Annotated in this window: 12 protein-coding genes; 3 read left to right on the plus strand and 9 right to left on the minus strand. The window is 36.8% G+C overall.

What is annotated here, in order from left to right:
* Window positions 1–94: 94 nt before the first annotated feature.
* The gene (locus tag QRE67_RS12985; protein WP_286120589.1) at window positions 95–427 is read left to right on the plus strand and encodes a DUF3889 domain-containing protein; all 333 of its coding nucleotides are present in this window, start codon (window positions 95–97) and stop codon (window positions 425–427) included.
* A 271-nt stretch (window positions 428–698) separates the two neighbouring features.
* Here QRE67_RS12985 and QRE67_RS12990 read toward each other — a convergent pair whose 3' ends face one another.
* Window positions 699–1,427, minus strand: a complete 729-nt coding sequence (locus QRE67_RS12990; RefSeq protein ID WP_286120590.1) for a hypothetical protein — start codon at window positions 1,425–1,427, stop codon at window positions 699–701.
* 276 nt (window positions 1,428–1,703) lie between these two features.
* Window positions 1,704–2,612, minus strand: a complete 909-nt coding sequence (locus QRE67_RS12995) for a serine hydrolase domain-containing protein (RefSeq protein WP_286120591.1) — start codon at window positions 2,610–2,612, stop codon at window positions 1,704–1,706.
* A 141-nt stretch (window positions 2,613–2,753) separates the two neighbouring features.
* Between QRE67_RS12995 and QRE67_RS13000 the strand changes: the two genes are divergently transcribed.
* Window positions 2,754–3,437 (plus strand): hypothetical protein, encoded by a 684-nt coding sequence (locus tag QRE67_RS13000; RefSeq protein ID WP_286120592.1) that lies wholly within the window; start codon window positions 2,754–2,756, stop codon window positions 3,435–3,437.
* A gap of 26 nt (window positions 3,438–3,463) precedes the next feature.
* Here QRE67_RS13000 and kynA read toward each other — a convergent pair whose 3' ends face one another.
* Genes kynA through kynU form a run of 3 tightly spaced genes read right to left on the minus strand, consistent with a single transcriptional unit; the run spans window position 3,464 to window position 6,257 of the window.
* Window positions 3,464–4,303, minus strand: coding sequence for a tryptophan 2,3-dioxygenase (gene kynA / locus QRE67_RS13005; protein ID WP_286120593.1), 840 nt, complete (start codon window positions 4,301–4,303; stop codon window positions 3,464–3,466).
* Window positions 4,304–4,337: 34 nt separating this feature from the next.
* Window positions 4,338–4,967, minus strand: coding sequence for an arylformamidase (gene kynB / locus QRE67_RS13010; protein ID WP_286120594.1), 630 nt, complete (start codon window positions 4,965–4,967; stop codon window positions 4,338–4,340).
* Window positions 4,968–4,970: 3 nt separating this feature from the next.
* A complete protein-coding gene (gene kynU / locus QRE67_RS13015) occupies window positions 4,971–6,257 on the minus strand; it encodes a kynureninase (RefSeq protein ID WP_286120595.1) in 1,287 nt (428 codons plus the stop codon).
* Window positions 6,258–6,417: 160 nt separating this feature from the next.
* Here kynU and QRE67_RS13020 point away from each other — a divergent pair, with 160 nt between their 5' ends.
* Window positions 6,418–7,035 (plus strand): TetR/AcrR family transcriptional regulator, encoded by a 618-nt coding sequence (locus QRE67_RS13020; RefSeq protein ID WP_286120596.1) that lies wholly within the window; start codon window positions 6,418–6,420, stop codon window positions 7,033–7,035.
* 94 nt (window positions 7,036–7,129) lie between these two features.
* On the opposite strand, the gene QRE67_RS13025 is transcribed toward QRE67_RS13020, so the two are convergent.
* The 4 genes from QRE67_RS13025 to QRE67_RS13040 all read right to left on the minus strand — a co-directional run bounded on the left by QRE67_RS13025 (window position 7,130) and on the right by QRE67_RS13040 (window position 16,822).
* Entirely contained in the window at window positions 7,130–7,219 is a 90-nt protein-coding gene (locus QRE67_RS13025) for a DUF3977 family protein (protein WP_483298678.1), read from the minus strand.
* 197 nt (window positions 7,220–7,416) lie between these two features.
* Window positions 7,417–7,686 carry a dockerin type I domain-containing protein gene (locus QRE67_RS13030; protein ID WP_286120597.1) on the minus strand — a complete coding sequence of 90 codons (270 nt, stop codon included), beginning with the start codon at window positions 7,684–7,686 and terminating at the stop codon, window positions 7,417–7,419.
* Between the two features lie 3 nt (window positions 7,687–7,689).
* Window positions 7,690–11,538 (minus strand): S8 family serine peptidase, encoded by a 3,849-nt coding sequence (locus QRE67_RS13035; protein WP_286120598.1) that lies wholly within the window; start codon window positions 11,536–11,538, stop codon window positions 7,690–7,692.
* A 1,027-nt stretch (window positions 11,539–12,565) separates the two neighbouring features.
* A complete protein-coding gene (locus QRE67_RS13040) occupies window positions 12,566–16,822 on the minus strand; it encodes a S8 family serine peptidase (protein ID WP_286120599.1) in 4,257 nt (1,418 codons plus the stop codon).
* Window positions 16,823–16,984: the final 162 nt, after the last annotated feature.

The following is a 16,984-nucleotide window of genomic DNA, read 5'->3' on the forward strand; positions in this document are numbered from 1 at the left end:
GAAGCGTTTTTATGTAAAGAAGGCAAAAAAAAACAAATTTATACGATTCGAGCATCCTGTAAACACTAATATAAAATGAGAAAAGGAGTTTGCCATGAAGCGTTTTCTTACATGTTTCCTATTAGGGATTGTATTAAGTACGGCATATGTTGATATATTTGCACAACCATCCATCGTTCATGCCCAGCCGCCATATGCAAAATGGGGTAAGCTTGCAGTAGAAAAAACGAAAGAAAAGTATCCAAAGGCACAAATTGTTGATTATCTTCATATAGGAAGAAAGCCAAAAACAGTAAATATAACAACCGAAAAATTTAAGTTATGGTTACGAGAAAATGGAGAAGAGTACGGTGTTTTTGTGGATGTGGATTTTGATACGAAGACAGAGCGTTTTTTAAAAATTACGTTTCAGAAAACATCAAGATGAAATGTTAAATTGGATATCACTCATAAAATAGTGGACAAATTGTATACTTAATATATAATTCGGTTTTGTTCCTTCAAAAGTCAGGGAAATGTAAAAAAAGCTAGCATGAAGCTCATAGCCATCAACTTAAGAAAATGAATAATTTCCACCTAAATAGGTCTAAACTCGATGATATAACACAAAAAGAATTACGTTTATTAGGTGAAGAATTTAAAAGTAAGTTCAAAAGCTGGAGTAAATTCAAACCAAAATAAATGTCTCTTTTAATCCATTATTTTTCATTTTGTTTAACGTTTTGTAAAATTCTCATATAATCCTCTCTTTTTTCAAGAGTCTTTTTCGCATCTTCAGCAGTTAATACATAGTCTACTACAAGATAATTTAATAGGCCGTCATCAACACCTGGTAAAATAATGTTCATGTCTTCAATAATAAAATTGCTTTGTTTTATCGTTTGATTAAAGCTTTTAGTCTGTTGTGCCATTGCCGCTAATTCTTCCATATGAACCGAATTATTAAGGTCTAGAAATTCGTTGCTTTTTAATACGATGTTTAAAAAGCTATTGGGATTTTTCTTTTTTGCAGCTGATACAGTTTCTTTGTCCAACAGAACATCACCAGAGTTTATTTTTTCAAATGTAAATAAACTACTGTTTACATTTTCCGCTGCACATTTTTTAAATTGTTCTTGTATTTCATAAGCATCTTTTTTAATTTTATAATTATCATTTGTTACTGCAGGAGAAAATTTCCCTTCAACAAAAAGTTTAAACTGAATATGCGGCGCTTCTGTTTGTTGAACTGTCACTTTCCTTGAACTTGGACCAAACATTTCTTTTGCATCCCCTACTATTTCAACATCTACTAGTTTAATAGGGACTCCGTATTGAGACTTCATATATGCTTGCGCTTTCTTTTCAATTTCTTCATTTGATATCTCACATGATGTTAATAGTAATAAGATGGAAAGTAACCCCATCAAATATTTCATTTTCTTCATATCATACCTCTTTCAACAGATATTCTGACTTTATTTCCGAGCAAAATCCCCCAACATTAAATAAAAGCGGGTGGCATCCACCGCTAATTATTAACCCTCACCAATTAAGCTTTTACGGGCAGTTCTCCCCCACCAAGCCTCTTTGCTTTTTGCTTAATTTTGAGGTGGGGGTATTACTGCCCGCGAATAGCGGGATAAAGAAATATGGAGGTTTCACTTCTACAATTTCCTCTCCATATATTCATTTAACTTTATATTCATATAAAAAACAAGAGTTTATGCAAACTCTTGTAAGTGCTGAATAAATAACTTTAACGGTACTAACCCACGCTTCGGCATTTGACTACTTATTACTGCAACAAGCTCTAATTGTGGCACAATCAAAATATACTGTCCCCCATACCCCATCGCAAAATAGGTATGGTACGGCATGTTACATGTTTGTTGATCTAACACCCACCAGTGAAAGCCATATGATCCTATGTTTTCATAGGTTGTAAATCGAGGCAAATGAGATTGCTCTATCCAGCTTGAAGATACAATATGCTTTCCATCCCAGTATCCATTTTGCAAACATAATAGACCTAATTTCAACAAGTCTTCTGACTTCATTTTCACACCAAACCCACCAACGTAAATTCCTTGTGGATCTTGTTGCCATTCATAATCGAAAATATGTAATGGTTCAAATAAATATGTTTTTGCAAATTGTTCTGTCGTCATCCCTGTGGCAGCTTGTAAAATATAACTTAACAGATGCGAAGAACCTGAATTATAGTTCATTTTTGTTCCTGGTTCGTCAATCACTGGTGTCTTTAAAATATAGTCCATCCAATTTTTTGACTCCACAAAATCATTTGGAAATACAACTCCGTTTCCAAACTCCTTCCAATCTTCACCAGTTGTCATCGTTAACAAATGATAGAGGGTCAGTCCCGATTTTTCCTTTGGTACATTTGGAATCCATTTTGTTATAGGTATATGTATATCATTTATATACTTTTTATCAACGGCAATACCGATTAAAATCGATACGATACTTTTTGTGATAGAATTAATTTTGTATAAATTCTGTGCACATTCTTCTGTTTTGTAGTACTTTGTGGTGAGTTCGCCATGTTGATAAATAAGGAATGCATTAACTTTTTTCTTTTGAAATGCACTTTCTAGTTGTTGAAAGTTCAAGAAATTTTCCTCCATTTGGTCTATCTATTTGTATTTGTCTTTTATTATGTATTATTGGTGATTTTCGATTTTTTATCTATTCAATTCTATCAAAATAAACAATCGTTTCGTATCTATTCTTGTAACGAGGAGGTTTTCATTATGACAAGTATTATGAAAGAGCTTATTAATAAATATAGTTATCCAAGTGTAAATGACGTCTATTTACGGCCTGCACTCTGTTTAGATTTAGATGTTTATCCAAAAGTGTTTCTTGTTGGTTATAACCCCGCTACGCCAATTCATGTAAAAGATCTCAGCCGAGATGATTACATACAATTGCTTTTATCACATACAAACTTCATGTCTTATTATGAAAAATTACGAGAACAAAAAGGTAAAACAAAACAATCACCAACAAGAAAACGAATGAATCATTTAGTCAGCAGAGTCTTAACAGAAGCAAATGAAATAATGCTCGAAACAAATGTTTATTCTTATCCAACGTCAAATGAAAAAGAACTGTCGAAATTGCCTACATCTGTTCTTGAAGAAATAAAGCAGCCTTTCACAGATTTATTACATACTTTTCAGCCAAAAGTCATTGCAATTCATGGTCAGAAAGCTCTTCAAGAAGTTATCATGACTTTAAGAAATTTAAAATATTTTCCGGAAAATGTTTTAATAAAACAAGGAGAAAAAATGAAATTCATGTACCCAAATGGTGAAGCTTGCACCATTATTCCCTATCGCCATTTAAGTAGAATAGAAAACATTTCTTATGAGCAATTTCAAAAGCTTCTTATCCAAGAAATCAAGTCAAAAAATAGAACCTTTAACTTTTAGACTGTTAAAGGTTCTATTTTTAATCATTATAATTTCGTCCGCACATTCCAAAGCTCTGGGAAAAAGCATTGATCGAGGACACGTTTTAAATAAGACACGCCTGATGAACCACCTGTGCCCATTTTATGTCCGATAATACGTTCAACCGTTTTCATATGACGGAAACGCCACTGTTGTAGCCAGTCTTCAATATCAATAAGCTTTTCAGCGAGCTGATATAAATCCCAATATTTCTTAACATCTGAATATACTTCCACCCATGCTGCTTCAACTGTTGCATCTTCTTCATAAGGCTGTGTTAAATCGCGCTGGAGAAGATTTGGATTGATTGGGAAACCTTCTTTTACAAGCGCTTGAATCGCCACATCGTAAAGGCTTGGTGCATGTAGTGCTTTATGCAAACGGGCATGTAATTCTGGATCTTTTTCATAAATTTTTAAAGCGTGAGGCGTTTTGTAGCCAAGTGCGTACTCTATCATACGGTATTGATAGGATTGAAATCCTGATGCTTGACCGAGCGAATCACGAAACTCGATATATTCAGCTGGTGTAAGCGTCGCAAGAATATCCCATGATTGAATAATTTGGGATTGGATTTTTGAAACGCGCGCAAGCATTTTAAAAGCTGGTGCTAATTTATCATTTTTAATTGATTCAATCGCAGCATTCAATTCATGTAAAATCAGTTTCATCCAAAGCTCACTTGCTTGATGAATCACAATAAATAACATTTCATCATGATGATCTGATAGTCTCTTCTGACTCCCTAGTAAACTATCTAACTGTAAGTACTCACCATACGTCATATTCTCTCTAAAATCAGTATGGATTCCCTTTTCCATAATTACTTTTTCATTCTCTTTCATAAATGGAACACCCCTTCTATACTTATGTCTTCTCTTATAGTGGTCGAATTACAGCGCGAACAGGACTGCCATCCCCATCCACTAACGCTAGCGGTAAGGCAATGAGTTCATAATCTCCGTCTTGTACCCTGTCTAATACAATATTTTCTAAAATGTGAATATCATGTTTAAATAATTCATGATGTGCTGCTAACTCTTTATCATCAAGTGGGTCTACAGAAGGTACGTCCACACCGATTAAACGGATTCCCTTTTCTGAAAGAAACGGTGCAATATCAGCACGTAAATATGGGATTTTTTCTGGAAATACAAGCGAATTACCATGCGAAGAAGTTCTCAACAATACCCGCTCTACACCTTCTAAATGAAATCTCTCTAATTCTTTCGCACCAATGCTCTCCATACCTGATACATCAATGATACGAGCTGGACCAATATAAACTTCAACGTCTAAATCTAGTACCTTTTTTCCATCATTATCAAAATGAAACGGTGCATCGATATGCGTGCCAGTATGAATACTCATTGTCAGTTTCCCAACATTCACAGATCCACTTTGTTCTTTGGACCATGAAACTTCATACGAGAATGGTGTATCTCCTGGCCAAGTTGCAATATCATTATTTAATGGTTGTGAGATGTCAATCCAGTTGCTTTCTTTCATGGTTTATGCCACAACCTCTCGTGTATTTTCAAATTGTTTATATTGCTCTTCGGTCATAATCTTTTTCAAAATTTGTACAGACTTCCATACTTCTTCGTACGTGTTATATAAAGCCACAGGTGCAAGACGAACTCCATTTGGTGCACGAAAATCAGGAATAACACCATTTGCTTTTAACGCTTTACAAATCCGTGCCGCTTCTGGGTGTTCTAAATAAATATGTCCTCCGCGTTTTTCATCTTCTAGCGGATTACCAATCGTAAACCCCATATCTTTCAGTTCATAATCGATTAAATCCAGCATATAGCGCGTAATATGTAGTGATTTTTTTCGTAATCGTTCCAGTCCTGCTTCTTTAAAAATCTCGAGTGATCCAATTAATGGTGCCGTACTTAATACGTGCGGTGTACCAATTTGATACGCACCTGCATGTTCGGCTACTGTTAATGCATGCTCCATATCAAACTGCTTATCTTTTCGTGAGCTAAACCAGCCTGAAAGTCCCGGAAGACGATCGAAATGCTTTTTGCTTACATATAATCCGGCAACACCACCAGGTCCTGCATTTAAATATTTATAATTACACCATACAGCGAAATCAACATCCCATCCTTGGAAATCGTGTGGTATCGATCCGATTGAATGACATAAATCAAAACCGATATGGATGCCTCGTTTATGGGCTTCTGTAGTTAGTCGCTTCATATCAAGAATTTGGCCGCTTCGATATAACACTGCAGGTAACAGAATTAAAGCAATATCATCAGTCATTGCTGCAATGATATCTTCTTCCAGTAACGTTCGGCCATCATGGCTCTTTACCTGAACAAGATGTTCACTTGGATCGAGTCCCTTTAAACGAATTTGGCTTTGCAGTGCATAAATATCAGATGGGAAGGTAAGATCATCCGCAAGAATTTTTGTACGTACTCCTTTCGGTTCATAAAATGTTGCAATCACTTGATGAATATTCGTCGTCGTGGAACCGGTTACAATCACTTCTTCTGGTAAAGCTCCCACAAGCGGAGCTGTTAACTCTCCTAATTGCTCTGATAGAAAAAACCAAGGGTGTTTCCCTTCTGTCCATCCATCAATCCCGTATTGTTTCCATGAATCTAACATAGTAAGTAGAGATTGTTCCGCTCGTTTTGATAGAAGTCCAAGTGAATTACCGTCTAAATAGATTGTTCCTTCTTTCTTATAAAATTCTTGTTGAAAGGATGCAAGTTCATCATGTTTATCACATGCAAGTGCATATTCATAAGATGGTTCAAATGGTTTTTGATACATTCTCTCACCTTCTCTTAATTTTCTTTTAATTCTAATTAATTGAAATATATCATCAAAATTGACATAACGTCAATGATATTATGTCAGTTGACATTCTACGCTACCTTCACCTAAAATAAAGTTGTATTTTCAGATTTTTCAGTATAAAGGGGTGGTATATTTGGAAAAAAGTCTTCTTTCAACAAGACAAAAACGATCAGTAGAAACAAGAAAAAAATTATTAGCAGCTGGCCGGGAAGTTTTTATAGAGCACAGTTTTCAAAAAACAACAATCTCACAAATTATAAAAAAAGCAGCAACCGGCTATGGTACTGCATACGTATACTTTAAAAATAAAGATGATATTTTAATTGTTCTTATGGAAGATGTAATGAATCAGTTTTACAGTATTGCAGAACGTTCTTTTCAACCGAAATCAAAAAAAGAAGCTCACATGATGATCCAAAATCAAGTACGAGCTTTTTTACAAATGGCTGAAAAAGAAAGAACGATGTTGCAAATTTTTGAAGAAGCAATTGGTGCTTCAATCGAAGTTCGTCAAAAATGGAGTGATATTCGTGAACGCTTTATAAATCGAATTATTCAAGATATCGCCTTCTCGCAAGAAAATGGTTTGGCAAGAAATAATATAGACAAAGCGATTGTAGCACGTGGTTGGTTTTACATGAATGAAATGTTCCTATGGGAAATTGTTCGTAATGATAAGGAAATATCTTTAGAAAAAATTACATTTACGTTAACGGAGCTGTATACAGTCGGATTATATGAGAAAGGCTAACCTTTCCTCATCATATTAAGCATCATGATTTTGATTATAGCGAATTCGCGCTACATGCTTCCTCGATACATACATTACTTTTGTTTTTGAATGCTTAATATATATCCCCTTCTGTTCCATCTTTATGTTCTATTTCCGTTCGAATAAACCAACTATTTCCTAATCCAATCTCGATATATTTCACATATGATTCTCCTTTTCATTTCTTCTATAAAAATAATAAGTTAGAATATTTACCTTTTCCGGAAATGAATTTCCCCCTCCGTACTTTTATTTCCCTGGGAAGCGCAGATTCCGACAGAACATGCGTTAACATGTAAAGAAGCAGATTTCTAAAAATCTGCTTCTTTACAGCTCAAAGTGATGAAGCTACTTTTCCTATTATTTTTTACCTTCTAATTCTTTTTTAATACTTTCTAATGTTTTCCCTTCATATTTCTCTTGCGGTTTTGGAGGATTCGTTGCAGTTTGATTCACCAATAAGAAATTCTTTTCTATAAACGCAAAGTCTTTCATATCAACTGTACCATCAAAGTTGATGTCCGCGCTGCGTTTATTGGTTTTCCAGTTTTCTTCCACGAACACTGCATCCATAATATCAATTACATCGTCTCCATTGACGTCCCCTCCAATAGATTTAGGAACATCCATTTTTTAAAATTGTCCTATTGTTTCCCCGGTGCTGCTTTTCATACCGATATGGAAATCATACATCGTTTTAAAATGTCCCGGTACTTTAACAGCCAAGCTTAGAGATTGATCTGTAAGAGGTAGACGTAAAGCTTCTATTCTCCCATATTGTGTAAGGAGTTGGTTATACGTATTCCCTTCTGCATCCTGTATATATACATCTGCTCCCACCTTGCTGTAATCTCTTGTACTATCAAATACTCCTGTACTTTTTAACAAACCATCAGCATATAAAATCGACTTCATTTTCGAATAAGTTGGTACAAATTCAATATACGGGGTATTATACCCAAGCTGCGTTGTTTTTCCTGATCGATTTTGATATGAATTTAGAGCCATGGAAATAGTAGTGCCATCAGGTCTGATTTCAAAGTTATAATCTTTTGCTTTCAACGTCGCTTCCGCTAATGGTATTTCCCCATTTAAAGTTTGCGTATTCCCCTCAGCAGTTTCAATGGTTAATTTGTTTAGTGTCGTTTTTGTCAGTTTCATTTCTCCTAATTTGCTAGATTCAGGATGTAGATCGACGTTTTCTACATCGAAATATTCTGGAAAATGAGAAAAGTTTAACGTGCTCTTTTGGAAATCACTAGCATTTTTCAAAACAAATTTCACCTTAACAGTATCACCCGGTTTCACACTCGTTTTATCGAAAGTCGCCTCCAAGTAAGGGGTTCCTTTTTTTATAATTTTTATAATTTTAGGTGCCCCAAAAGCCCCGTTACCTGCTGGGTCTACCGCGATTAAACTAAGCATTCCTCCCCCAGTCCCTACAGGTACATCATACTTAAATGTACCATCTTTATTTACAAGCATTTCAATAGCTGGTTCGTCCTGTTCGACCATAGTATTTACGATTTTGTTAGCAGATTGGTCTATATTCATACCTGCTGCCTTAAATTCCTCAATATCTTGATCGTACACAGAGCCGGAAATAGAAACAGTTTTTTGTCCCTCCTCAAATTCAATCACATCCGGTACGTCAAATGTATATCTTGGCTTACCTTTGTCAACTACTATCTCTTGAACCTCTGTGAATTGTTTACCAGTATCGCTTGTAGCAACCATTTTGATTTTATAATACCCTTCGTTGGCCACTACAGTTGTAGCACTTATACCATTAGGAGACTTGTTATCAAACGGATAATAGTTCCCATTGAAGAAATACGGCACATCATACAGTACACCTTCACTTTTCTGTATTCCGTCCATAGATCCAAGATATCCTATATCCTTATTTGTCTTTCCATCTACCAAAATAAAGTCAATATTCCTCATATTGGATTTCAATTGAAATTTAATACTTATGTTGCCTTTTGCGAGAGTAGTTGAGTATGGATCTCTATATCTATCTTCTGATATCCCCGATGATGCTTGAAACAATTCAATTCCTTCTTCCACAGCGTGAACACCAAATGGAACCTGATATGTTTCAGATGGATTGTCTTTGTTTGTATACACCACATATCCTTCATAGATTCCCTTTTCTGCTGTTTTTGGAATGAGAATCCCAATGTTGGTCTTTTTTTCACTGCCGCCCTCGAGTGTAATTGAATCACCTGTAAGCACCTTCACTCCATTCTTTCTTGCGTCCTTTGATCCCCTTGCATCTGTTTGGAATTCCACTTTTACATCAAATATTTTTGTTGTTTTCCCTTTGTTACTGAGTGTCAAAGAGCGGAGGTCCTTAACATCCTCGTCTGTAAATGCAAGTGTGCCAAAGCTGATGCCACCTGTTTGTTCTTTGATGAGTTTGTCCTTGCCGTTTCCAATCATTGGTGTCTTGTCATTCACTTTGATCTCCACATCAGAATGGATAGCTTCATATGGATCAACGCGTCCTGCACCGACTTCAAATACGCTGTATGGCTTGCTGAGTGGATCCGCTGTATTCATTAAAATGCTCTTCACATCTTCTGGCTGTAATTTAGGATTCGCTTGCAGTAAGAGCGCAGCGATACCGGCAACATGCGGTGATGCCATAGATGTACCTGACAGACGTTGATATGCATATTGGTAATCATTTGTATTCTCTTTATTTATCATATAAGACGGTACTGTAGATAGCACAGCGACTCCCGGTGCTGTAACTTCTGGCTTAATATCGTAAGTAATACGAGATGGACCACGCGAGCTGAAGTCCGCCAATGCATCTCCTTCTGTTTGCATTTGTCCTAATTCATTAAAAGTAAATGTACTTTCTGTATTCATTTTCGCTTTTAAAGCCAGACCTTGCGTATTTGTTAAAGAGAATGCAGGAATAAAATCCAAACCTTCTCCTAAAAACGCAGGAATGTGGCCTTCTTGCGGAATATTATTGAATATAAGTACAGCAGCTGCCCCGTTTTGCTTTGCATATTTCACTTTATCGTTCAATGTAATATTATTGCCACGACTTACTAGTACAATTTTGTCTTTTACAATTTTGTTCTTATATTCTGATTGGCCACCAAAACCGACATCTATGATTGAGAACGTCTTTCCACTCAATTGTTGAATATTATCAGCATATCCTTTGGCCATTTGCTGCAGGTCAGCCGGAATTGTTTCCATTCCAGCTTGAAGTGCACCCTTAAAAGTAAATAATTTATAAGGTTCATTGCTTGCTCCTACAGTCAGCGCAAGTGCAGCAGTACCCGGAGAACCTAATGTGTACATATCATTTCCTCTGTTTCCTGCAGAGACCACAGCAGTAATTCCACTTAATACCGCCTGATTAATTGCAATACTTGTTGAATAAAGAGGATTATTGATACCGGCACCCAAGGAAAGGTTGATTACGTCCATTTCATTTTCCACAGCCTTATCAATAGCGGCTAGAATATTTTCTGTTGTCCCAGTCCCGTATTTTCCTAATACACGATAGGCATACAAATCTACATCGGGAGCGATACCTGTCATTTTATATTCACTTTCATTCTTTCCTTGACCAGCGATGATACCAGCTACATGAGTTCCATGTTCTGTGTAGTATGTCGATCCTGTCGCCCAAAATATTTCTGGTAACCCGGATTTCTTCCAATCTTCGTATGTAGTTTCCATTGGATCTTCATCGTTATCTACAAAGTCATACCCTCCTTTATATGCACCCTTTAAATCAGGATGGTTATAATCGACTCCTGTATCAATCACTCCTACTTTGATTCCTTTTCCCGTGTACCCTTCCGTATGCAATTTGTCAATTCCAAGAAGCTGCATACCACCTGACATTTGAGGAGAAAGTAGGCCTGTTGCTTCTGGTTCCTGAACCGGTGGCTCGACTTGAACTTCTTGATTGCTCCACACTGCTTTTACGGTTTCAGAACGTAACAGCTCCTCTGCCTTGTTGGCCGGAATTTTCATTGCCACTCCATTAAAAGCATTTTTATATGTGCGATCAATCTTATAATCTATTTTTTTCTGCTTATTGTTTCCATTAAATAATTGACTAAGCTCCTCTTTAAATTTGACATGAGATGCATTCACTTTTTGTTTTGCTTCTGATAAGCCTAACTTTTTCCCCTGAAGTTCTGCTTCTAATACAGCTACTTTATGTGGTCTTTGTTTAAATTCAACAATAACGGAAATTTCGTCTGTACTCTCCACATTTACCTCTGGTGCTAAATGCAGGCCAGTTTCATCTGTTGTTTGTAGTTTCGTAAGGGCTGCACGCTGTTCTGAAGTGAGATTAGCTAGTATTTCCTCTGTTGATCCTTTCTCCTCTGCATGTGCAACCGTTTGGGAGTAAGGACTTGTTAAGAGTCCAGGGAATTGTGATAAAACAAGAGTGCTGGAAAGACCAATTATCGCAAATCGTTTTTTGATGTTGTACACTTGATATCCACCTACCTATTATTTTATTTTTATTAATCTCTATAAATCCAACTAGAGTCTTCAATACGTTTACCGTCCTTCACTTCGGTATACTACTGGAAGTAGAACGAAAAAAGGAGTGGATGGAGGTGTTGTATAAATGTTGAAAGATTAATTTGAATTTATATACTACCAAATCATGACGCTTATTTTGAAAGTGTTTACATAAATTGAAGTGGGCTCGGGGTCATAGAAGTTACTAACTCTTTTTGTTTGTACTTTAAATCCCGTGAATTCTAAGAGTGCTGAAGATATAGGAAAGTTAATTCAGGCATGCGTATCACATCATCGTATGTATTTGTTGTGCTATTCGTTTGCGTACTGATAATTTTGACTTGCTCGCCTACTAACCTCGTAACTTGATCTTCTACTTGTGATGGGAGGTAAAATTTTACAATAGTTTGCTTACTTAATCTTTTAGCATGAAATAGTGCAGTTGACACGTTTGTTAATTCACAGCAAATGTGGCTATTATTGGCAATTATATTCCAAATTCAACAAATAAAGCCAATATAACAAATATTTCTGCTTATTACTCATTTTTTCTAGTGTTTCTTTTTTAATCCTCCCTTCTTCGGAATTTACTGTCGAAACAATTACTATTATTCAGAAAATTCAAACTTAAGTCAACCGTTTGCAGTACAATTTATGTTGGGAAAATTCTACGTTTTTTTGTAATAGAAATATCCTGATTCAATATTTTCTGATAATTCTATATAACGAATATCAATAGAGCTGTTTTTCAGTGGAGAATAAAGTGAAAATAAACTCGTTTCTGTAGTGTTTTTGGTTATATTTGTACTAGAACCCATAAAACTTGTTATAAGAAATTCCTGTGCACCTACTAAGAAAATAGGAGAATGAAGAAACTCCCACTGATTACAGTTTCACTTTATTCATAAAGAACGAATAAACCCGAACAACAGCGCTTTTTTAGCGTCTGTGATTCGGGTTACAATTCAAAGTGATAGAGTTACTCTTCTTATTATTACTTACCTTCTAATTCTTTTTTAATACTTTCTAATGTCTTCCCTTGATATTTCTCTTTCGGTTTTGGAGGATTCGTTGCAGTTTTATTCACCGATAAGAAATTCTTTTCTATAAACGCAAAGTCTTTCATATCAACTGTACCATCAAAATTGATGTCTGCGCTACGTGTATTTGTTCCCCATTTTTCTTTCATAAATACTGCGTCCATAATGTCGATCACATCATCTTTGTTAACGTCACCCGCTTTTACAGTGCCGCTATTAATCGGACTGTCTTTTTCCCCACGAATCGTTGTTAATTCTTGTTTAAAGACAGTAAACGGTCTATGATTTGTAAAGTGTCCAGGTATGTTAGTGTGGTACATCATTTCTTTGTCAGTTACCGGCAATTTAGAAAACGTTGATTGTGGATAACCGCCGCTGCCCGTATTTGCAATTGTACCTTTATATTCTTTGTTGTTCATATCCGTAACAAATGAAGTTGCACCTATTTTACTGTAATCCACCGTTTGCGGGATACCTTCTGCCAAACTTCCCACCATAATTTCTGAAAACGTCGGGATTACATAAGATTCAACAGATGCACTTGGTACAGAAACCGTTGCATTTTCAGCATTGATATAAGAGGACGTAAGGTTTTTCAATTCTAATACGTCGTCGTAATATAAGTTGTCCTTAACTTTCATTTTTACATCTACCATTGGCACAGTGCCGTCTATCCCCTCCGGTACAGATACATGTATGCTATGCTTTTTAACCGCCCCACTGCCTGGTAATTCTTTTTGATCCAATTGTACGTTGGCTTTTTTCTGTAATTCCGGATTAACGGTTACACTTTCAATTTCAAAGTGATCGCTTAAATAGTCAAATGTAAACGTTTGTTCCTTTAATTTGTTAGCATTATTCATTTTTAGTGTATAAGTAACAGATTCACCCATTTTTGGCTCTTGCTTATTTGGCGTTGCGTCTACATATTGCGTACCCTTTTTAACAAAATACGTTGTCGGCATTTTTGGATAATCTCCAGCTCCTGATATACTATGACCATAGAAACGAACAGGAAGAATTGGGATAGATTCATCCATTGGCATCTCACTTGCAAATGTGCCATCTGGATTAAGAGAAATGGCTCCGCTTGGTTTCCCTTGTTGAGTGTTCTGCCAATCCTTTGGTCCCGGTTTAGCTTTGTTGTAATAATATGCAACTTTATTTATAGATTGAGAGACATCGAAACCGGCAGCCTTTATATCATTAACACTCTCGTCGTAAATAGACCCTGAAACAGGAACTGTTTTTTGCCCTGCTTCATACTCGTACACTCCGTGCGGAAGGGAAAGCTTAAATTCTGGAGCCGTATTATCTACAAAAAAAGGTTCTTCTGCAGATGTAGAGATTTTTCCTTGATCATTTGTCGCAATGGCCCTTATCTTATAATTTCCAGGTTTTACCCAGTTAAGTGTATCAGTAAATTGAGAGTTTAAATATTCGGCATCAGTAGAAAATGGTTTATTTGGATCTCCAATAAACGGTAAATAAAATCCCCAAAATCCTATAACAGGAGTATCTACATGTGGCTTCAAGGTTTGACCAGAAAGAACGCCAAGATACCCAGCATACTGGTTTGTTTTGGCATCTATAAGCAAGAAATCAACCCTTTTTACATGAGATTTCAAATTTAAAAGGAAGATGGAGCCGTTATTCATAAATGGGTTTGGAGCCGATATAGATGTTGTTGTTGTTACTGCCTTTGTTAGCACTGTGAACTTTTCAAATCCTTCTTCTACATAATTGACACCAAATGGAACTTGATACGTTTCTGATGGATTGTCTTTGTTTGTATACACCACATACCCTTCATAGAGTCCCTTTTCTGCTGTTTTTGGAATCAAAATCCCAAAGTTGGTCTTCTTTTCACTTCCGCCCTCGAGTGTAATTGAATGACTTGTCATCGCCTTTACGCCGTTTTTCTTTGCGTCCTTTGATCCCCTTGCATCTGTTTGAAATTCCACTTTTACATCAAACGTTTTTGTTGTTTTCCCTTTGTTGCTGAGTGTCAAAGAGCGTATGTCCTTAATATCCTCGCCTGTATAAGAAAGTGTGCCAAAGCTGATGCCACCTGTTTGTTCTTTGATGAGTTTTTCCTTACCATTTTCAATCATTTCTGTCTTGTCATTCACTTTAATCTCCACATCAGAATGGATCGCTTCATATGGATCGACGCGTCCTGCACCAACTTCAAATACACTGTAAGGTTTGCTGAGTGGATCTGCTGTATTCATTAAAATAGTCTTCACGTCTTCTGGCTGTAATTTAGGATTTGCTTGTAGTAAGAGTGCAGCGATACCGGTAACATGTGGAGATGCCATCGACGTTCCAGACATGCGCTGATATGCATATTGATAATTGTCTTCTTTACCATGATTGACCAAATCTGAAGCCACAGTAGAGAAGACTGCTACGCCTGGTGCTGTTACTTCTGGCTTGACGTCAGAATTGACACGTGATGGTCCGCGGGAGCTAAAACCTGCCAATACATCTCCTTCTGTTTTCGATTCTGTCATCTCTCCAAATGTGAAGTTGTTGTGCCCCGCTTCTACCTTTTCTTTCAAGGCTAATCCTTCTGCATTGGATAAGGAGAATGTCGGGATATAATCGATTCCTTCTGCTAAATAAGCGGGAATATGTCCTTCTTCTGCCTTGTCATTGAATAAAAGTACCGCAGCTGCACCATTTTTCTTAGCAAAATTAATTTTATCGGCCAATGCCATGTTATTTCCACGGCTTACTAAGGCAATCTTTCCTTTTACATCTTTACCCGTAAAATCGGTCTCGCTGCCCATACCAGCATCGACAATCGGAAGCATCTGGTCTTTTAGTTTGGTAACGTCATCTCCATATCCGATTGCCAATAGGCGTAAGTCTGCAGATATTTTATCTTGTCCTGCTGCAAGTGAGCCTTTATAGTTTACAAGTGTAATTGGAACATTACTTGCTCCTACGGTAATTGCTAATGCTGCTGCAGCTGGAGCTCCTAACGTGTACATTTTATCTCCTGTGTTTCCAGCAGATACCACTGCCGTAACTCCGTTTAAAACAGCGTTATTCACGGCCATACTTACGGGATACATCGGGTCATTTATGGCTGCGCTCAGTGACATATTAATCACGTCCATGCCATCCTCAACCGCTTTATCAATTCCGGCAATAACTCCAGTAAATGATCCTGATCCATATGGTCCTAGAACACGGTACGCGTACAGTTCAGCGTCTGGAGCGATCCCTGTAGTTGCGTGTTCACTAGTATTGGTTCCTTGTCCAGCAATGGTTCCTGCAACATGTGTTCCGTGCGTGGTGTAATAGGTAAATCCTGGAACTTCCGGCTTGCCCGAATTTTCCCAATCCTCATACGTCGTTTCCATCGGATCAGTATCATTGTCGACAAAGTCATATCCACCTTTAAAAGCATTCTTTAAGTCTGGATGGTTATAGTCAATTCCTGTATCTATTACTCCTACTTTAATGCCTTTTCCTGTGAACCCCTCTTGATGAAGCTTGTCCACTTGAAGGTAGGAGATCTCATCTGCCATTCCTTTACTAAGGGTGCTGACTTCAGTTTTTTCCTCTTTTACAGGTGGTTCAGCTTGGACCTGCACATCACTGTATACGGCTTTGACTTCCTTTGATTGTAGGAGTGATTGCACTTGGTTTGCCGGCAGTTTCATAGACACACCATTGAAAGCGCTTTTATAAGAATGTTTCACTTGGAAAGAAGGTGCTTTTTTCTCTCCTTTTGACGTAAAGATCGTTTTTAAATCTTTTTTAAATGTATCATGGGAGGCATCTACTTGTTTTTTCGCTTCTGATGCAGACAAGCTTTTTCCTTCTGCCGCTGCTTCTAACATAGCTACTTGATGTGGCCTTTGTTTAAATTCAACAATAACAGAAATTTCGTCTGTACTCTCCATATTTATCTCTGGTGATAAATGCAAACCAGTTTCATTGATTGTTTGTAGTTTCATAAGAGCTTCACGCTGTTCTGAAGTGAGATTAGCTAGTAGTTCCTCTGGTTTTTGTAGCTTTGTAAGAGCTTCACGCTGTTCTGGAGTAAGATTAGCTAGTAGTTCCTTTGGGGTTCCGTTCTCTTCTGCATGTGCAACCGCCGAAGGGAAAGAATTTGTTAAGGGTCCAGGGAACTGTGATAAAACGAGAGTGCTAGAAAGACCGATTATCGCAAATTGTTTTTTGAAGTTGTTCACTCAATATCCACCTACCTATTATTTTATTTTTATAAATCTAACTAAAGTTTTCAATACGTTTACCATCCTTCACCTTGGTATACTACTAAAAGTAGAACGAAAAAGAAGTGGTGGAGGCGTTGGATAAATGGTGAAAGATTAATTAGGATTTATATACTACCA

This window comes from Bacillus sp. DX3.1 (assembly GCF_030292155.1).
Taxonomy (GTDB): domain Bacteria; phylum Bacillota; class Bacilli; order Bacillales; family Bacillaceae_G; genus Bacillus_A.

Excerpts from the sequence above, each read along its gene's own strand:
- kynB (WP_286120594.1), bottom strand. The coding sequence starts at position 4,967 with ATGAAAGAAAGCAACTGGATTGACATCTCACAACCATTAAATAATGAT.
- kynU (WP_286120595.1), bottom strand. The coding sequence starts at position 6,257 with ATGTATCAAAAACCATTTGAACCATCTTATGAATATGCACTTGCATGT.
- QRE67_RS13000 (WP_286120592.1), top strand. The coding sequence starts at position 2,754 with ATGACAAGTATTATGAAAGAGCTTATTAATAAATATAGTTATCCAAGT.
- QRE67_RS12985 (WP_286120589.1), top strand. The coding sequence starts at position 95 with ATGAAGCGTTTTCTTACATGTTTCCTATTAGGGATTGTATTAAGTACG.
- kynA (WP_286120593.1), bottom strand. The coding sequence starts at position 4,303 with ATGAAAGAGAATGAAAAAGTAATTATGGAAAAGGGAATCCATACTGAT.
- QRE67_RS13030 (WP_286120597.1), bottom strand. The coding sequence starts at position 7,686 with ATGGATGTTCCTAAATCTATTGGAGGGGACGTCAATGGAGACGATGTA.
- QRE67_RS12990 (WP_286120590.1), bottom strand. The coding sequence starts at position 1,427 with ATGAAGAAAATGAAATATTTGATGGGGTTACTTTCCATCTTATTACTA.